This window comes from Streptococcus sanguinis SK355, from assembly GCF_000212855.1.
In the GTDB taxonomy this organism is placed as follows: domain Bacteria; phylum Bacillota; class Bacilli; order Lactobacillales; family Streptococcaceae; genus Streptococcus; species Streptococcus sanguinis_A.
On the sequence record NZ_GL890993.1, the window covers coordinates 1185377 to 1200742 of the forward strand.

A 15366-nucleotide genomic window follows, 5' to 3' on the forward strand; every position below is an offset into this window, starting at 1 on the left:
GGAGAATGTATGAAAGAGATTATTGCAAAACTAGCTGATTTTAAGGATTTAAGCAGCGCTGAGATGACAGATGTGATTGAGCGAATTGTCACCGGACGGGTGACAGAGTCTCAAATTGTAGCCTTCTTGCTGGGGCTTAAGATGAAGGGGGAGACGATTGAGGAACGAACGGCTTTGGCTCAGGTAATGCGAGGCCATGCTAAGCAGATTTCGACCACTATTCGCACTGCTATGGACAATTGCGGTACGGGCGGAGACAAGTCTTTCAGCTTCAATGTTTCGACTACAGCAGCTTTTGTACTGGCAGGTGGCGGGATTAAGATGGCCAAGCACGGCAATCGCTCCATTTCTTCTAAGTCAGGCTCAGCTGATGTGTTAGAAGCTCTGGGGATCAATCTAGACTTGGATGCTGCTAGCTTGGGTAAGGTTTTTGAGCAGACAGGTATCGTCTTTCTCTTTGCGAAAAATATGCATCCGGCTATGAAATACATCATGCCAGCCCGGCTTAGCCTCGGCATTCCCACAATCATGAATCTAACTGGTCCGCTCATCCATCCTATGTCGCTAGAAACCCAGCTTTTAGGAACCAGTCGGCCGGATATGTTAGAGAGCACGGCAGAAGTTTTGAAAAATATGGGCCGCAAACGTGCAGTAGTTGTGTCGGGTCCAGATGGTTTGGACGAGGCTGGTCTTCATGGTCGTACCCAGTATGCTCTGCTGGAAGATGGACAAATCAGCCTGCACAGCTTTCTGCCGTCAGATATTGGCATGGAAGAGATACCTCTTGAAGCGATTCGTGGAGGCAATGCCAAAGAAAATGCAGAAATTCTGCTATCTGTCCTGCAAAATCAAACCAGTCCCTATCTAGAAACGACAGTTCTAAATGCGGGATTGGGCTTCTATGCTAATGGAAAATCAGACAGCATAGAAGAAGGAATAGCTTTGGCCCGTCAAGTGATTGCCAGCGGTGCAGCCTATGAAAAACTCAAGCAACTACAGGAGTATCAAAAATGAGTAAAGAATTTCTCCCGACCATTCTAAAGCAAAAAGAGCAGGAAGTGGCGGCCATGTCCTATGAAGAGCTGCAACCTCTGCGTTCGACCTATTCCCTCTATGAGTATCTCAAGAGCCATCCTCAAGAGCTGCAGCTGATTGCTGAGGTTAAAAAAGCCAGTCCAAGTCTGGGAGATATTAATCTCGGTGTGGATATTGTGGAGCAGGCTTGCGCCTATGAACAATGCGGTGCAGCTATGATTTCGGTCCTGACAGATGAGATTTTCTTCAAAGGACATCTGGATTACCTGAGAGAGATTTCCAGTCAAGTGACCATTCCAACCCTCAATAAGGACTTTATCATTGATGAAAAACAGATTGTTCGCGCCCGCAATGCCGGAGCGACAGTTATTCTCCTGATTGTGGCTGCCTTGCCTGAAAAGCGTCTGCAAGAACTCTATGATTTTGCGACGGGTTTAGGCTTGGAAGTTCTGGTCGAAACCCATAATCTGGCGGAGCTGGAAATTGCCCATAGAATAGGAGCTCGGATTATCGGTGTTAATAACCGCAATCTAGTGACTTTTGAGACAGATATCAATACCAGTCTCCAGCTGTCTGCCCATTTCAAAGATGACAGGGTTTACGTATCAGAATCCGCTATTTTCAGCAAGGAAGATGCTGAGCTAGTAGCTCCTTATTTCCATGCGGTTTTAGTCGGAACAGCCCTGATGCAGGCTGAGGATGTGGCAGAAAAAATCAAGGAGCTAAAAATTGACAAAGGTTAAGATTTGCGGCTTATCAACGGCCAGTGCTGTGGAGACGGCATGCCGAGCTGGTGCTGACTACATTGGATTTGTCTTTGCTGAGAGCCGTCGGAGGGTTAGTTTGGAGCAAGCTCAGAAGCTAACTGCCTTGGTGCCGCCTACTGTCCGAAAGGTAGGAGTTTTCGTCTCTCCGAGCTTGTCGGAGCTACAGGAAGCTATTTCGGTGGCAAATCTGGATTTGGTGCAGATTCATGGCGATTTTGATGAAGAGCTCCTGACTCAGATTGGCCGGCCGGTTATTCGAGCTTATCAGGTCAAGGGAGCGTTAAAAGGAGTCAGCCAACAAGCGGACTACCTGCTCTTTGATGCCCCTCTTGCCGGTAGTGGTCAGACCTTTGACTGGCAAGCTTTTGATAAGAGTCAAATCCACCAGCCCTTCTTTATCGCCGGTGGTTTGAATGCAGGAAATGTCCGAGAAGCTATTCAGCACTTCGCTCCTTACGCAGTTGATGTATCCAGCGGGGTCGAGACTGACGGACAGAAGGATTTAGAAAAGATAACAGAATTTATAGAAAGAGTGAAAGATGGCATATAATCAACCCAATCAAGAAGGATTTTACGGTGAGTTTGGCGGGCGATTTGTTCCGGAAACGCTGATGACAGCAGTTTTGGAGCTGGACAAAGCCTACCGTGAGAGTAAAAAAGACCCAGCCTTTCAGGCTGAGCTGGACGAGTTGCTGAAGCAGTATGTAGGGCGGGAAAATCCTCTCTATTTTGCAAAAAATCTGACAGCCTATGCTGGCGGTGCTAAGATTTATCTGAAGCGGGAAGACCTCAATCATACCGGGGCCCATAAAATTAATAATGCCCTAGGCCAGGTCCTGCTAGCCAAGCGAATGGGCAAGAAGAAAATCATTGCAGAGACTGGTGCAGGTCAGCATGGAGTAGCTACAGCCACAGCTGCAGCCCTTTTCAACATGGACTGTACTATCTACATGGGCGAAGAAGATGTCAAGCGCCAAGCCCTCAATGTCTTTCGGATGGAACTTTTAGGAGCCAAGGTAGAGTCTGTGACCGATGGCTCTCGAGTCCTCAAGGATGCAGTCAACGCTGCCTTGCGAGCTTGGGTGGCTCAGGTCGATGATACTCACTATATTATGGGCTCAGCCTTGGGACCCCATCCTTTCCCGGAGATTGTCCGCGACTATCAGAGCGTGATTGGGCGTGAGGCTAAGCGCCAGTTTGCTGAGCAAAATGCAGGTGCCTTACCCGATGCTTTAGTGGCCTGCGTTGGCGGTGGCTCCAATGCTATTGGGCTCTTTTATCCCTTTGTAGACGATAGCTCAGTTGCTATGTATGGAACAGAAGCGGCTGGGCGAGGCGTGGATACAGATGAACATGCTGCGACCTTAACCAAAGGCCGGCCAGGTGTTTTGCACGGTGCCTTGATGGATGTCTTGCAGGATGAGCAAGGTCAGATTCTGGAAGCTTTCTCTATCTCTGCTGGGCTGGACTATCCAGGCATCGGTCCTGAACATTCTCATTTTAATGCTATCCAGCGCGCAACTTATGTTCCAGTCACGGATGAAGAAGCCTTGGAAGCCTTCCAGCTCCTGTCTCGTATCGAAGGGATTATTCCTGCTCTAGAGTCTAGTCACGCTATTGCTTACGCAGTTAAGCTGGCTAAGGAGTTGGGACCAGATAAATCAATGATCGTCTGCCTATCCGGTCGTGGTGACAAGGATGTCGTTCAGGTAAAGGAACGCTTGGAAAGTGAAGCTGCTCAAAAAGGAGGTGCCCATGACTAAAACACTCACTCAGCATTTAGAGGCCATCAAAAAAGCAGGTAAGGGAATTTTCCTTCCTTATATCATGGCTGGTGATCACGAGAAAGGTTTAGCAGGATTACCAGAAACCATCTCATTTTTGGAAAACTTGGGTGTATCAGCCATTGAAATCGGTCTGCCATTTTCAGATCCTGTTGCAGATGGACCTGTTATTGAAGAAGCCGGTCTGAGAAGTCTTGGCCACCATACTTCAACCAAGTCTTTAGTCGCAAGCTTGCAGAATTTGGACACTCAGCTGCCTCTCATTATCATGACCTACTTCAATCCTATTTTCCAATACGGTCTCAAAGATTTTGTCAAGGACTTAGCTACAACACCGGTTAAAGGATTGATTATTCCGGATCTGCCCTACGAGCACAGGAATTTTATTCTGCCCCTGCTGGAAGATTCAGATATCGCTCTAGTTCCTTTAGTGAGCCTGACAACTGGTCTAGAACGTCAGCAGGAGCTGATCAAGGAAGCTGAAGGTTTTATCTACGCTGTAGCCATCAACGGTGTGACGGGTAAGAGCGGAAGCTACCGCGATGATTTGGACCAGCATCTGAGCAAGCTTCGTGATATTGCAGAGATTCCAGTACTGACGGGCTTTGGCGTTTCGACTTTAGAGGATATTGACCGCTTCAATCAAGTCTCAGATGGAGTCATTGTCGGATCTAAGATTGTCAAAGCTCTTCATGAAAAGGATACTGGTATAGCAGCCTTTATCAAAGAAGCAGCAGCTTATAAGAAATAAAGAAAATGAGGTTCTATAGAAAGAACCTCATTTTCTTTATTTGATATCAATAATTGTACCGTCTCCTATGTTAATTCCTTTAGAAGTAAAGGTTTTTAAAGCATTTTTCGCAATGATTTGAGTTGATGCGGTATCCACAACTCCGCCTATAAGAGCGCCAGCAATAGGAACCATTTTTCCTAAATTCACAGCTCCTTTAGTCCCAAATTTGGTTACCAATCTAAAACCAACCGCCTGATTAATTTTTGTTAGTACTTTCCCAGGGATTTTTTTAATTACTCCAGTTGCCATTTTATTTGCAATAATAATTCCAGCTTTCTTTGCAATATCAGCAACAGATGTTCCAGTTAATGAAGCATAAACAAACGTTTGAACTTGATCACTCTTTAAATCGTATCCTCTCATATAAGCTATAGTAGCAATCATCCTCATTTGAACTAAAATAACAGAAGTTATATTAGCTGGAATAGTTACCGGCATTGTTAATATTCCCCCAAATCCAGTAACGAAACCAGATATTCCGGCTTTTGAAGTTTGATAAGTAATCATCTTTGAAATTGCAGTTTCTATATCATCATGCTTCAAATAATCAGCAGCTAGTTCTTCTATAGTCTTTTGACCAGGGATACCATTAATTGTAGTTTCATAAGTCCAGTCAAGAACTTTTAACATCGATTTTTCATCAATGTTAGGCATTTTTAATTTTGATTTTGGTAATTCTAATTTCATAATAAAATCCTCTTAATAAATAATCTGATTTCATTATATAGTACTTTTACGAATTACACAATACATTTAAAAATTAAAACAGCAAATACACCAAACAGAAGACAGGGTACAAATGCTAGCCTGTCTTTTTTCTTTTTAAAGCAAAAACAGGCGAGACCGGAGAAGCTAGCGATTTGGATAAGAATGAGAATTTCTGTTAGGCTGAAAATGGCTGAGCAGGACGCCAGGAAGAGAAAGTCTCCAGCGCCAATACGAAGATTATAAAAGAAGGCTAGAAGTCCTAGGGCTAAAAAGAAGAGCATGAGAAGATTGACGCCTGCTGTCATCATCAGCAAGAACTGAAAAACCAGCCAGACCATCAGGGGATATTGCTGCTCTCTTTGATCGTAGATGGCTAGGTTTAAGCCCATGGTGAGTAGTAGGAGTTGACTGAGGGAAATCGTGCCAAGTGAGGTTGCCAGAAAAAGACCGCCCAAGATACATTCAAAAAATAAATAGCGTAAGGGAATCTTGTCTCCACAGAAGCGGCAACGAAGAAGATTTAAGATTTGAGAAAAAATAGGAATCAAATCACGCGGTGCCAATCTTTTCCCGCAGGTATTGCAATGACTAGCTGGAGTGATGATAGAATGCTCTGGGAAGCGGTCGATGACCAAGCCTAGGAAGGAGGCAAAGACGGTGCCAAGGAGAAAAAAGTATAGATGAATCATACTTATTTATTCGTAATTTTAAACAGAAAAATTCTGAAATTTTGCAACTTTTCTAATAAAGTCTTTTTTTGAATCTTTTGTCTTGACTTTCTTATTTAGAAGCATTATAATTAAACCATAATCTAAAAAGATTAGAATCATTATAAATAAAAACGAGGTAAATACAATGACACAAGTAAAAAATGGTGCAGCAACTGACGTAGCAACTTTCAGCAATCAAAAGTCTTTGCCAAAGACTAAGGCTATTCTTAATCAAGTAGTGGCAGACCTTTATACAGCTCATATCGCTCTTCACCAAGTTCACTGGTATATGCGTGGAGCAGGCTTCATGGTTTGGCATCCAAAAATGGATGAATACATGGAAACTTTGGATACAACTTTGGATGAAGTTAGCGAGCGCTTGATTACATTGGGAGGCAAGCCTTATTCTACCTTGACCGAGTTTATCCAACACAGCAAGATTGAAGAAAAAGCTGGTGAATTCAGCAAGGATGTAGAAGAAAGTCTGGCGCGTGTGATTGAGATTTTCCGTTATCTGACAGGTCTTTACCAAGAAGCTTTGGATGTAACAGACGAAGAAGGGGACGATGTAACCAATGATATCTTTGTCGGCGCTAAGGCTGAACTTGAAAAGACAATCTGGATGTTGACAGCTGAAATCGGTCAAGCACCAGGTTTGTAAAAAGTTATCCATGCCAAGCAGAAAGGAAACAGGCTTTCCTTTCTGCTTTTTTCATCTTGAAAAGCGCTGGAAAATCTGATAAAATATAGCTCATGAAAAACCTGTATGATGTTCAGCAATTTCTTAAAAGTTTCGGAATCATTATCTATATGGGCAAACGCCTTTACGATATTGAGATGATGAAAATTGAGCTGAAGAGAATTTACGATGCCGGCCTAATGGATAAGCTAGCTTATTTTGAGGCAGAGGCTGTCTTGCACCGAGAACATCGATTAGAGTTAGAATATTTAGAAAAGAAAAAGGAGACTTGAGATGACAATTTGGATTTTATGGGCGGTACTTTTGGGAATACTTGGCTGGATGGGCTTTAATTATCTGCGCCTTCGTCAGGCAGCAAAAATCGTGGATAACGGGGAATTTGAAGACTTGATTCGCCAAGGGCAGTTGGTTGATCTGCGGGATCCATCTGATTTTCACCGGAAGCATATCTTAGGTGCTCGCAATATTCCATCTCAGCAGCTCAAGGATAGTGTCGGTGCACTTCGTAAGGACAAGGCTGTTCTCCTCTATGAAAATAGTCGTGGTCAGCGCGTAACCAATGCGGCTCTGTATCTGAAAAAACAAGGATTTAAAGAAATCTATATTCTTTCTTATGGGTTGGATTCTTGGAATGGCAAGGTGAAGGCTAGCTGATAAAACGATTCATGAACGGATTGGTGAAATAACAAAAAAGCTTTATTTTTTAAAGCTTTTTTGTTTTACCAACTTTTCTCCAAATATTTTTTAATAATCGCTAATTCTTCTTGGTTCAAAGGACGGTAATCACCTGTTGCTAATTCTGGGTCTAATGTAAAATCCCCAAACTGAATTCTCTTGAGATAAGTAACCTTAACACCAACTGCCAGAAACATCTTTTTGATCTGGTGGAATTTCCCCTCGGAAATCTTGACGGTAGCACAGCTCAGACTGGAGCTGGTAGAGAGGATAGAGAGCTGGGCAGGTTGGCAGGTGGTGCCGTCTAAAAAGCGAATGCCTTCCTGAAAGGAAGATTTGTCCTTAGGAGTTAAAGGTCCATTGACTTCTACATAGTAAGTTTTTTCGACATGATATTGAGGGTGCAGCAGCTGAAATCCCAAAGGACCATTGTCGGTAATTAGAAGGAGTCCTTCGGTATCTCTATCCAGGCGTCCGATAGAGTAAAGATTTTCTTTCTCTACCTCCTCGTCCAGTAAATCCAGAACAGTCAATTTTTCAGCGTCGCGATTGGCAGTGACTGCACCTGCGGGTTTATTCAGCATGTAGTAACGGTGTGCAGGGCCGCTGACATGTTTGCCTTGAAAAGTAATCTGCTGCAGGCTGGTATCAACATTTTGGCTGAGTTTGCAGGCGGGCTTATCGTCCACTAAAATCTGTTTTTGTAAAAGGCTTTGTTTCATCTTTTTTCGGCTGATATGATTGGCAGCCAGCAGTTGGTCGAGGCGCATCTGTTTTCCTTGTTTTTTCTAAATCATATCATAAATTTTCAGGATGGGAAATGCAAATCCTCATGCAGCTCCCATATTTTTCAATGAAAACATTTACACTTATCAAAGCCGTGTTTTTTGCCTGCGTCTGTGGTATAATTGTTCAGTTAGAAATAAAATTTAAAAATTCAGAGGAAATCATGACAAAATTAAGAGAAGATATTCGCAATATCGCCATTATTGCTCACGTTGACCACGGGAAAACAACCTTGGTCGATGAGTTGCTGAAGCAATCTCATACATTAGATGAGCGTAAAGAGCTGCAAGAGCGGGCAATGGACTCAAACGATATTGAAAAGGAGCGCGGTATCACCATCTTGGCTAAAAATACAGCCGTGGCTTACGAAGGTACTCGTATCAATATCATGGATACACCAGGGCACGCGGACTTCGGTGGTGAAGTAGAGCGGATTATGAAGATGGTGGACGGGGTTGTTCTGGTTGTGGACGCCTACGAAGGAACTATGCCTCAGACTCGCTTTGTATTGAAAAAAGCCTTGGAGCAAGACCTTGTTCCTATCGTAGTTGTGAACAAAATCGACAAGCCGTCTGCTCGTCCAGCAGAAGTAGTGGATGAAGTATTGGAACTCTTTATTGAGCTTGGAGCGGATGATGACCAGCTGGACTTCCCAGTGGTTTATGCTTCCGCTATCAATGGAACCTCATCTATGTCTGATGATCCAGCTGATCAAGAGCACACCATGGCACCGATTTTTGATACCATCATTGACCATATCCCAGCACCAGTGGATAATTCTGACGAACCTTTCCAATTCCAAGTGTCACTCTTGGACTACAATGACTTCGTTGGCCGGATCGGTATCGGCCGTGTCTTCCGTGGTACTGTTAAGGTTGGTGATCAAGTAACCCTTTCTAAACTAGACGGAACAACGAAAAACTTCCGTGTTACAAAACTATTTGGTTTCTTTGGTTTGGAGCGTCGTGAAATCAACGAAGCAAAAGCAGGTGACCTGATTGCCGTTTCAGGTATGGAAGATATCTTTGTCGGAGAGACGATTACACCGACAGATGCCGTTGAAGCCCTGCCAATTTTGCATATCGATGAGCCGACTCTGCAGATGACCTTCTTGGTTAACAACTCACCTTTTGCTGGCCGCGAAGGGAAATGGGTAACTTCTCGTAAGGTTGAAGAACGTCTGCAGGCTGAACTGCAAACAGATGTATCTCTACGTGTTGAACCAACTGATTCACCAGACAAGTGGATCGTTTCAGGTCGTGGTGAATTGCACTTGTCAATCCTGATTGAAACAATGCGTCGTGAAGGTTATGAGCTGCAAGTATCTCGTCCAGAAGTTATCGTGAAAGAAATCGATGGTGTCAAATGTGAGCCATTTGAGCGCGTCCAAATCGATACACCTGAAGAATATCAAGGCTCGGTCATCCAAAGTCTTTCTGAACGTAAGGGTGAAATGCTGGATATGGTAGCTACTGGTAATGGTCAAACTCGTTTGGTCTTCCTAGTTCCAGCCCGTGGTTTGATTGGTTACTCAACTGAGTTCTTATCCATGACTCGTGGTTACGGGATTATGAACCATACCTTTGATCAATACCTACCACTTATTCCAGGTGAAATCGGTGGCCGCCACCGCGGTGCTCTGGTATCCATCGATGCTGGTAAGGCTACAACCTACTCTATTATGTCTATCGAAGAGCGCGGAACCATCTTTGTCAACCCAGGTACTGAGGTTTACGAAGGAATGATCATCGGTGAAAACTCTCGTGAAAATGACTTGACTGTTAATATCACCAAAGCTAAGCAAATGACCAACGTTCGTTCTGCAACCAAGGACCAGACAGCAGTCATCAAGACACCGCGCATTTTGACCTTAGAAGAATCTTTGGAATTCTTGAATGACGACGAATACATGGAAGTAACGCCAGAATCTATTCGTCTGCGCAAGCAAATTTTAAATAAACAAGAACGCGAAAAAGCCAATAAAAAGAAAAAATCAGCTGCAGCTGAATAATTAAAAAGGAAAGGAGCAGCAATATGGTTTATCTTATCATTGGGATTTTAATCCTCTTTTTCTACATTTTTGCTGTTCCATCCAGTATTAAAGGCACTGTTAATGCTGTGACCATGGTTTTACTGATTGTGGCCTTGATTATCTTATTCGGCTTAGGCATTTTTCAGATTTTCCAATTGCCAGCTGAATATTTTGTAGGATTTGGCCTATCCGTAGTGACCGTCTTGGCTTTGCGGGATATTAATCGTCTCAAGCCGCCTAAGAAATCAAAAAAGAATTTTGATGAAGAATAATAAATGAGCAAGAACTTAGGAAGTCGGATAGACGTTTTGAGTTTTTGCTCTTTTTTTACAAAAACAATAGGTTTATGTTTTATTTGATTGTGGGAATTCTCATTCTCTTATTTTACATTTTTGCTGCTCCGCCTAGCATTCGCGGAACACTCAATGTAGTGACGCTGGTGCTTATCTTGGTTGTCTTGCTCATCCTCTTAACTCTAGCAGCTTTCCGAATTTTCCAGCTGCCTAGCGAAATCTTCGTCAGCATTGGCGTGACCTTTCTTGCTTATTTTGCCTTGCGGGATTTAGCGAGAATGCCCGTCAAGAAAAAAGAAAAGAAAAACCTATAAAAGCGGTCTTGCTTTTATAGGTTCTTTTTATGCTCCAAAATGCTGGTGCAAGATAGCAAAGTAGTCTTCTGGATTGTGGAGAAATGGGAAGTGGCCGCTGTTTTTAATGGTGAACACCTGAGCGCTGGGATAGCGGCTGATGACAAAGTGCATGCTGGCACCAAAAATATCATTGTCACCGAAAGTCACGGTAATAGGAAAAGCAGGATCTTCTAGTCGGGGCAAGAGAGGATAGGCCATAATTTCCTTTCTTGTCTGATTGCCTGCTTGGACTGAAACATTGCTCATGTCTAGTTTCACATCATGAAAGGCTGGATAGTCGGCATTGTAATTACGGACAACTTGGCGAAAGAGAGCTTGCGAAGCCTTGGAACTGCCAAGACCTCCCAGCAGAGAATAGATTCCCATTTTCAGCCATTCGATAGTCGTGCAGTGATTTTTATTGTAATTCATCATTTCCTTTTCCATTTGTTTCCACTGCTTGCCCGTGCCTGTTCCCGGCGAGGAAAGAAAGAGACTAAGGAGCCGCTCAGGGATTTTGCTGGCGTAGATTTGCGCGTACAATCCACCCCAGGAATGCCCCAAAAGGTGAAATTTATCTACATTGAAGTGGTCGGCGATTGTGTTGATGTCTGCAATGTAGGCCTCCATGCTGTAGTCGCCACTCGGACAGGGCGATTTCCTCGTTCCCCGCTGGTGAAAGACAATCAGTTGATAATCTTTTTCGAGCTTAGGGATAAAGAGCTTGAAGTCATCAGGCGTTCCCGGTCCACCGTGCAGCAGGATAATCGTTTCCTTGTCAGGATTGGGATAGCAAACGGTGTAGAGTTGGTCGGAGCCGTTTTGAATCATTGTTTCGATTTTTTGAGAATGGGTCATAACTTTCCTTTCTTTTAGTAGAGCGTCCACCACTGATATAGGCTCCAGTAGAGGAGATTGAGAACGACGATAAGTGAAGCACTGCTGGTCAAGTAGGTCAAGATTTTTCGACCCTTGCTCACTTGGAATTTTGAGCGCAGGAAGAATGAGGCAATAAGGCTAACCAGGAGGCTAACTCCCACAGCTGCAAAGCCCATAGAAAGCCAAACACGGCTGTTTGGTGAGGAATGTAGACTCAGGACGCTTTGGATAAAGAAGTAAAGCAGGAGCATGGTAGATAGAATGAACCCGCAAGTCAGGTATTGCCAGAGCGACCAAGCAAGCGGTGTAAGTTTGTGATTTTTCCGCTTGAAAAGAAGCCGATAGAGTTTGACCAGTAAAGCAGATACAGGGATGAGGAGGGCATAGAAAGCAGCGAGGCACCACAAGACGAGACTGCCGTAATCCTTGACTACATCCCATGTGGAAAGTTTAAGGTAGTCTGCGATAGGCAATTTCAGCCGTTCTTGCTTGCCGTTTTTCTCCAATTCCCAGTATTTTTGAGTGACAAATTTACTATTTTTCTCAAGATAGTTAGTTATTGGCGGAGCAATGCGCGTGATTGATAAGGCATTGGTGAAAACGCGACTTGAGCGATAAACGCCCGGTTTAAACTCTGCTTTTATCTTCTCTGAAGTAGTTGCCTTGTTTCCATAAATCAGCTCAGGAATTTTTTTAAGATAGTTACTTTCGTATTGTTGATTGGTTAAAATGACGGTAGCGATACCTGATTTGAAATCCAAAGTTAATATGGATGAAAAGCCAGCCGTATTACCACCGTGACCGAGGATAACGCGGTCTTGATAAAGGTCACTCCAAAATCCGTGAGCATTGATTGGGAGTTTGCTATCAGGAAAAGTCGAAGTCGCCGTATAAAGGGTGTCCCAAGTTTCCGCGCGCCTAAAAAGTGTCTTCTTTTGCAGGAGTGCTTGGGCAAAGGTCTTAAAGTCTTTCAAAGTTCCTGTTGCTCGCCCGCTCGGATAGTAAGGATTAGGCTTGTTTGCCTCGCCAATCAGCTGACCGTCTGAGGTGTAGCCCTTGATTTCCTTGCGTTTTTCGACCACATAGTCATTATCCGAAAAATCGGGCAAAATAGCGGTGTGCTTCATACCTAAGGGCTGAAAAATATGCTCGTGCACATAGTCAGCGTAAGATTGTCCGCTAATCCGCTCGACGATGTAGCCAGCAAGCACCGTTCCAAAATTGGAATAAGCAGTTATTGTCCCCGGCTCATAGGCTTGAATAATCGGCGCCTTTTGTAGCGTATGGGCTAGGTCTTTGTCTTCATTTTTGGCCAAGTCAACATCTGCGAAGCCTGCTTGGTGGTTCATGAGGTCAAGCATGGTAATGGGTTTGTCAAATTTGAGCTTGCTTTTGAGAAAATCCTTGGGCAGATACTCTTTGATGTCGGTTTTTAGGTCAATTTTCCCCTCTTCCCAGAGCTGCATGACGCTGACCCAGACGGTTAATTTCGTTACAGAGCCCCACTCGAAAACTGAGTTGTCATCCACCGCCCACTTTTTTTCCTTGTCTACATAGCCAAAATTATTTTGGTAAATGGTTTGACCGTCCTTGTCAAAAATAGATGTTGCCAGTCCTGCGCTGGTTTTCTCGTTTTTCTGATAATAATCCTCAATCTTCTGTCCGATTTGGTCGTAAGATGTCCCCGACGGCAATTTTTGCTCATCGGCTCGAACTTGCGCTACTCCAAAAGCGAGCAAGCCGCAAGTCAGCAGCGCCACAGTGCTCTTCAAAAATGATGTTTTCATGATACTTACCTTTCTATTAAAGTGCCCACCATTGGTACAGGCCCCAATAAAGGATATTGAGAACGACGATAAGTGAAGCGCTGCTGGTCAAGTAGGTCAAGATTTTTCTGCCTTTGCTGACTTGGAATTTTGAACGCAGAAGAATTGGCAAAACAGAACTAGCAAGAAGCAGCAGACCCGTTATTGCAAAGATGACATAGAGCCAAGCACTGTTATTTGGCGAGCCGCTGATGTTCATATTATATTGCACGATGAGAATGGTTATGAGTACAGTGGACAAAACAAGTCCGCAAGTCAGATAATGCCAGAGCGACCAAGCAAGTGTCACAGGTTTGCGGTTTGTCCGCTTGGCAAGGAGCCGGTAGAGCTTGACCAGTAAAGCAGATACCAAACTAAGAAGAGCATAGAAGATTGCTAACCCCCATAGGATGACACTGCCGAATTCTTTGGCAACTTCCCAGTTAGATAGTTTAAAGTAATCAGAAACTGGGCGCTTGATAAATTCTCGCTTACCGACTTTCTCCAAGCTCCAGTAAAATCGATTTTCACTATTTTTATCAATATAGAAGGTCGCCATATTTAGTCGCGCAATGGATAAAGGCCCAAAGAATTGACTAGCGTCACGATAAAAGCCGGGTTTGAGTTCTTCTTTCTTTTTGTTGGGAACATCTTTCTTTTGCCCATAGACCAGCTCGGGAATTTTCTCAACATAATTTTTCTCGCCCAGTTGGTTCGTTAAAATGACAGCAGCGATACCTGATTTTAAGTCTAAGGTCAAACTTGATGAAAAACCAGCTGTATTACCACCGTGCCCGAGGATAACTTGGTCTTGATAAAGGTCACTCCAAAAACCATGAGCATTGGTAGGAAGATCGCTATCAGGATAGTTAGAGGTTGCTGTATAAAGGGTGTCCCAAGTCTCTGAACGCTTAAAAAGTGTCTTCTTTTGCAGGAGTGCCTGAGCGAATGCCTTGAAATCTTCCAAGGTTCCTGTTGCTCGCCCAGCAGGGTACATTTCTATTAGATATGGAGCTTCGCCAATCAACCGACCGTCTCTAGTGTAACCTTTGACTTCCTTACGTTTTTCTACTACATAGGGATTATCTGATAAATCGGGTAAGAGAGCGGTGTGCCTCATATCTAAAGGTTCAAAGATATGCTCGTGGACATAGTCAGCATAAGATTGTCTGCTAATCCGCTCGACGATATATCCTGCCAGAGCCGTCCCAAAGTTAGAGTAGGCTGTCACTGTTCCCGGCTCATAGGCTTGATAGATATGTACTTTTTTGAGCGTATCTCCCAAGTTCTTACTAGTTCCCTTGGCAAGCCCCGTGTCTCCAAAGCCTGCTTGGTGGTTCATCAGATCCAGCATGGTGATTGGCTTGTCGTATGTGAGCTTGCCTTTGAGAAAATCCTTGGGCAGATACTCTTTTATATCTGTTTTAAGGTCAATCTTGCCTTCTTCCCAAAGCTGCATGACGCTGACCCAGACGGTCAACTTGGTGGCAGAGCCCCACTCGAAAACTGAGTTGTCATCCACCGCCAACTTTTTTTCCTTGTCTACATAGCCAAAATTATTTTGGTAAATGGTTTGTCCGTCCTTGTCAAAAACAGATGTCGCCAGTCCCGCACTGGTTTTTTCGTGTTCCTTGTAGTAATCCTCAATTTTCTGACCAATTTGGTCGTAAGGCGTGCCTGACGGCAACTTCTGCTGGTCAGCGTAAGCGTGACCAGCTCCCAGAGCGAGCAAGCCGCAAGTCAGCACAGTTAAGCAATGTTTAAAAAATGATGTTTTCATGATACTTACCTTTCTATTAAAGTGCCCACCACTGGTAAAGGCTCCAATAAAGGATATTGAGAACGACGATAAGTGAAGCGCTGCTGGTCAAGTAGGTCAAGATTTTTCGACCCTTGCTCACTTGGAATTTTGAACGCAGAAAGATTGGCAACCCAGCATTGACCAGAAAAATCAGTGCTAAGAAAGCAAAGAGAATGGCTTGCCAGCGATAATCGGGCATGTACTTGCCCGAAACGGCAACGATGACGAGACCTGCTAGATTGACTAGGCTAACCAAAATCAGT

At 43.9% G+C, this 15366-nt stretch carries 17 protein-coding genes and 1 pseudogene; 11 read left to right on the forward strand and 7 right to left on the reverse strand.

Annotation, left to right across the window (positions count from 1 at the left end):
* Window positions 1-9 precede the first annotated feature (9 nt).
* From trpD to trpA, 5 genes are read left to right on the forward strand one after another with little or no spacing between them, the layout of a single operon-like run.
* Window positions 10-1014: an anthranilate phosphoribosyltransferase gene (gene trpD / locus HMPREF9389_RS05480; protein ID WP_002929646.1), complete on the forward strand. Its 1005-nt coding sequence runs from the start codon at window positions 10-12 to the stop codon at window positions 1012-1014.
* Window positions 1011-1778, forward strand: a complete 768-nt coding sequence (trpC, locus tag HMPREF9389_RS05475; protein WP_002929648.1) for an indole-3-glycerol phosphate synthase TrpC — start codon at window positions 1011-1013, stop codon at window positions 1776-1778. The genes trpD and trpC overlap by 4 nt, the downstream gene beginning before the upstream one ends.
* The gene (locus HMPREF9389_RS05470; protein WP_002929649.1) at window positions 1765-2352 is read left to right on the forward strand and encodes a phosphoribosylanthranilate isomerase; all 588 of its coding nucleotides are present in this window, start codon (window positions 1765-1767) and stop codon (window positions 2350-2352) included. The genes trpC and HMPREF9389_RS05470 overlap by 14 nt, the downstream gene beginning before the upstream one ends.
* Window positions 2342-3565: a tryptophan synthase subunit beta gene (gene trpB / locus HMPREF9389_RS05465; RefSeq protein WP_002929650.1), complete on the forward strand. Its 1224-nt coding sequence runs from the start codon at window positions 2342-2344 to the stop codon at window positions 3563-3565. Before HMPREF9389_RS05470 ends, trpB begins: the two co-directional genes overlap by 11 nt.
* Window positions 3558-4337: a tryptophan synthase subunit alpha gene (gene trpA / locus HMPREF9389_RS05460; protein ID WP_002929651.1), complete on the forward strand. Its 780-nt coding sequence runs from the start codon at window positions 3558-3560 to the stop codon at window positions 4335-4337. Before trpB ends, trpA begins: the two co-directional genes overlap by 8 nt.
* Before the next feature lie 36 nt (window positions 4338-4373).
* Here the strand turns inward: trpA and HMPREF9389_RS05455 are convergent, their stop codons facing one another.
* Both HMPREF9389_RS05455 and HMPREF9389_RS05450 read right to left on the reverse strand, forming a co-directional pair.
* On the reverse strand, window positions 4374-5066 hold the full coding sequence (locus tag HMPREF9389_RS05455; protein WP_002907054.1) for an EcsC family protein: 693 nt from the start codon (window positions 5064-5066) through the stop codon (window positions 4374-4376).
* Window positions 5067-5119: 53 nt separating this feature from the next.
* Window positions 5120-5776, reverse strand: a complete 657-nt coding sequence (locus HMPREF9389_RS05450) for a prepilin peptidase (RefSeq protein ID WP_002929665.1) — start codon at window positions 5774-5776, stop codon at window positions 5120-5122.
* 166 nt (window positions 5777-5942) lie between these two features.
* Here HMPREF9389_RS05450 and HMPREF9389_RS05445 point away from each other — a divergent pair, with 166 nt between their 5' ends.
* The 3 genes from HMPREF9389_RS05445 (at window position 5943) to HMPREF9389_RS05435 (ending at window position 7151) form a co-directional block, all read left to right on the forward strand.
* Complete coding sequence (locus HMPREF9389_RS05445; RefSeq protein ID WP_002929669.1) at window positions 5943-6458, forward strand: Dps family protein; 516 nt, start codon at window positions 5943-5945, stop codon at window positions 6456-6458.
* Window positions 6459-6550: 92 nt separating this feature from the next.
* Window positions 6551-6769 carry a YqgQ family protein gene (locus HMPREF9389_RS05440; RefSeq protein ID WP_002929671.1) on the forward strand — a complete coding sequence of 73 codons (219 nt, stop codon included), beginning with the start codon at window positions 6551-6553 and terminating at the stop codon, window positions 6767-6769.
* A 1-nt stretch (window position 6770) separates the two neighbouring features.
* Entirely contained in the window at window positions 6771-7151 is a 381-nt protein-coding gene (locus tag HMPREF9389_RS05435; protein WP_002896183.1) for a rhodanese-like domain-containing protein, read from the forward strand.
* A gap of 65 nt (window positions 7152-7216) precedes the next feature.
* Here HMPREF9389_RS05435 and HMPREF9389_RS05430 read toward each other — a convergent pair whose 3' ends face one another.
* On the reverse strand, window positions 7217-7942 hold the full coding sequence (locus tag HMPREF9389_RS05430) for a pseudouridine synthase (protein ID WP_002929672.1): 726 nt from the start codon (window positions 7940-7942) through the stop codon (window positions 7217-7219).
* Between the two features lie 179 nt (window positions 7943-8121).
* Here HMPREF9389_RS05430 and typA point away from each other — a divergent pair, with 179 nt between their 5' ends.
* The 3 genes from typA (at window position 8122) to HMPREF9389_RS05415 (ending at window position 10597) form a co-directional block, all read left to right on the forward strand.
* On the forward strand, window positions 8122-9969 hold the full coding sequence (typA, locus tag HMPREF9389_RS05425; protein WP_032906425.1) for a translational GTPase TypA: 1848 nt from the start codon (window positions 8122-8124) through the stop codon (window positions 9967-9969).
* Window positions 9970-9992: 23 nt separating this feature from the next.
* The gene (locus HMPREF9389_RS05420; RefSeq protein ID WP_002929675.1) at window positions 9993-10262 is read left to right on the forward strand and encodes a DUF3165 family protein; all 270 of its coding nucleotides are present in this window, start codon (window positions 9993-9995) and stop codon (window positions 10260-10262) included.
* 74 nt (window positions 10263-10336) lie between these two features.
* Window positions 10337-10597 (forward strand): DUF3165 family protein, encoded by a 261-nt coding sequence (locus HMPREF9389_RS05415; RefSeq protein ID WP_002929676.1) that lies wholly within the window; start codon window positions 10337-10339, stop codon window positions 10595-10597.
* 27 nt (window positions 10598-10624) lie between these two features.
* On the opposite strand, the gene HMPREF9389_RS05410 is transcribed toward HMPREF9389_RS05415, so the two are convergent.
* From HMPREF9389_RS05410 to HMPREF9389_RS05395, 4 genes and pseudogenes are all read right to left on the reverse strand, one after another.
* The gene (locus HMPREF9389_RS05410; RefSeq protein WP_032906426.1) at window positions 10625-11476 is read right to left on the reverse strand and encodes an alpha/beta fold hydrolase; all 852 of its coding nucleotides are present in this window, start codon (window positions 11474-11476) and stop codon (window positions 10625-10627) included.
* Between the two features lie 14 nt (window positions 11477-11490).
* The gene (locus tag HMPREF9389_RS05405) at window positions 11491-13284 is read right to left on the reverse strand and encodes a serine hydrolase domain-containing protein (protein ID WP_002920811.1); all 1794 of its coding nucleotides are present in this window, start codon (window positions 13282-13284) and stop codon (window positions 11491-11493) included.
* A 16-nt stretch (window positions 13285-13300) separates the two neighbouring features.
* Complete coding sequence (locus HMPREF9389_RS05400) at window positions 13301-15082, reverse strand: serine hydrolase domain-containing protein (RefSeq protein WP_002906173.1); 1782 nt, start codon at window positions 15080-15082, stop codon at window positions 13301-13303.
* Between the two features lie 16 nt (window positions 15083-15098).
* Window positions 15099-15366: pseudogene (locus tag HMPREF9389_RS05395) on the reverse strand (methicillin resistance protein FmtA); the annotation flags it as partial.

What these genes read in the sequence shown, in the direction of transcription:
- trpD (WP_002929646.1), top strand. Translation starts at nt 10, where the DNA reads ATGAAAGAGATTATTGCAAAACTAGCTGATTTTAAGGATTTAAGCAGC.
- trpC (WP_002929648.1), top strand. Translation starts at nt 1,011, where the DNA reads ATGAGTAAAGAATTTCTCCCGACCATTCTAAAGCAAAAAGAGCAGGAA.
- trpB (WP_002929650.1), top strand. Translation starts at nt 2,342, where the DNA reads ATGGCATATAATCAACCCAATCAAGAAGGATTTTACGGTGAGTTTGGC.
- trpA (WP_002929651.1), top strand. Translation starts at nt 3,558, where the DNA reads ATGACTAAAACACTCACTCAGCATTTAGAGGCCATCAAAAAAGCAGGT.
- HMPREF9389_RS05455 (WP_002907054.1), bottom strand. Translation starts at nt 5,066, where the DNA reads ATGAAATTAGAATTACCAAAATCAAAATTAAAAATGCCTAACATTGAT.
- HMPREF9389_RS05450 (WP_002929665.1), bottom strand. Translation starts at nt 5,776, where the DNA reads ATGATTCATCTATACTTTTTTCTCCTTGGCACCGTCTTTGCCTCCTTC.
- HMPREF9389_RS05445 (WP_002929669.1), top strand. Translation starts at nt 5,943, where the DNA reads ATGACACAAGTAAAAAATGGTGCAGCAACTGACGTAGCAACTTTCAGC.
- HMPREF9389_RS05440 (WP_002929671.1), top strand. Translation starts at nt 6,551, where the DNA reads ATGAAAAACCTGTATGATGTTCAGCAATTTCTTAAAAGTTTCGGAATC.
- HMPREF9389_RS05435 (WP_002896183.1), top strand. Translation starts at nt 6,771, where the DNA reads ATGACAATTTGGATTTTATGGGCGGTACTTTTGGGAATACTTGGCTGG.
- HMPREF9389_RS05430 (WP_002929672.1), bottom strand. Translation starts at nt 7,942, where the DNA reads ATGCGCCTCGACCAACTGCTGGCTGCCAATCATATCAGCCGAAAAAAG.
- typA (WP_032906425.1), top strand. Translation starts at nt 8,122, where the DNA reads ATGACAAAATTAAGAGAAGATATTCGCAATATCGCCATTATTGCTCAC.
- HMPREF9389_RS05420 (WP_002929675.1), top strand. Translation starts at nt 9,993, where the DNA reads ATGGTTTATCTTATCATTGGGATTTTAATCCTCTTTTTCTACATTTTT.
- HMPREF9389_RS05415 (WP_002929676.1), top strand. Translation starts at nt 10,337, where the DNA reads ATGTTTTATTTGATTGTGGGAATTCTCATTCTCTTATTTTACATTTTT.
- HMPREF9389_RS05410 (WP_032906426.1), bottom strand. Translation starts at nt 11,476, where the DNA reads ATGACCCATTCTCAAAAAATCGAAACAATGATTCAAAACGGCTCCGAC.
- HMPREF9389_RS05405 (WP_002920811.1), bottom strand. Translation starts at nt 13,284, where the DNA reads ATGAAAACATCATTTTTGAAGAGCACTGTGGCGCTGCTGACTTGCGGC.
- HMPREF9389_RS05400 (WP_002906173.1), bottom strand. Translation starts at nt 15,082, where the DNA reads ATGAAAACATCATTTTTTAAACATTGCTTAACTGTGCTGACTTGCGGC.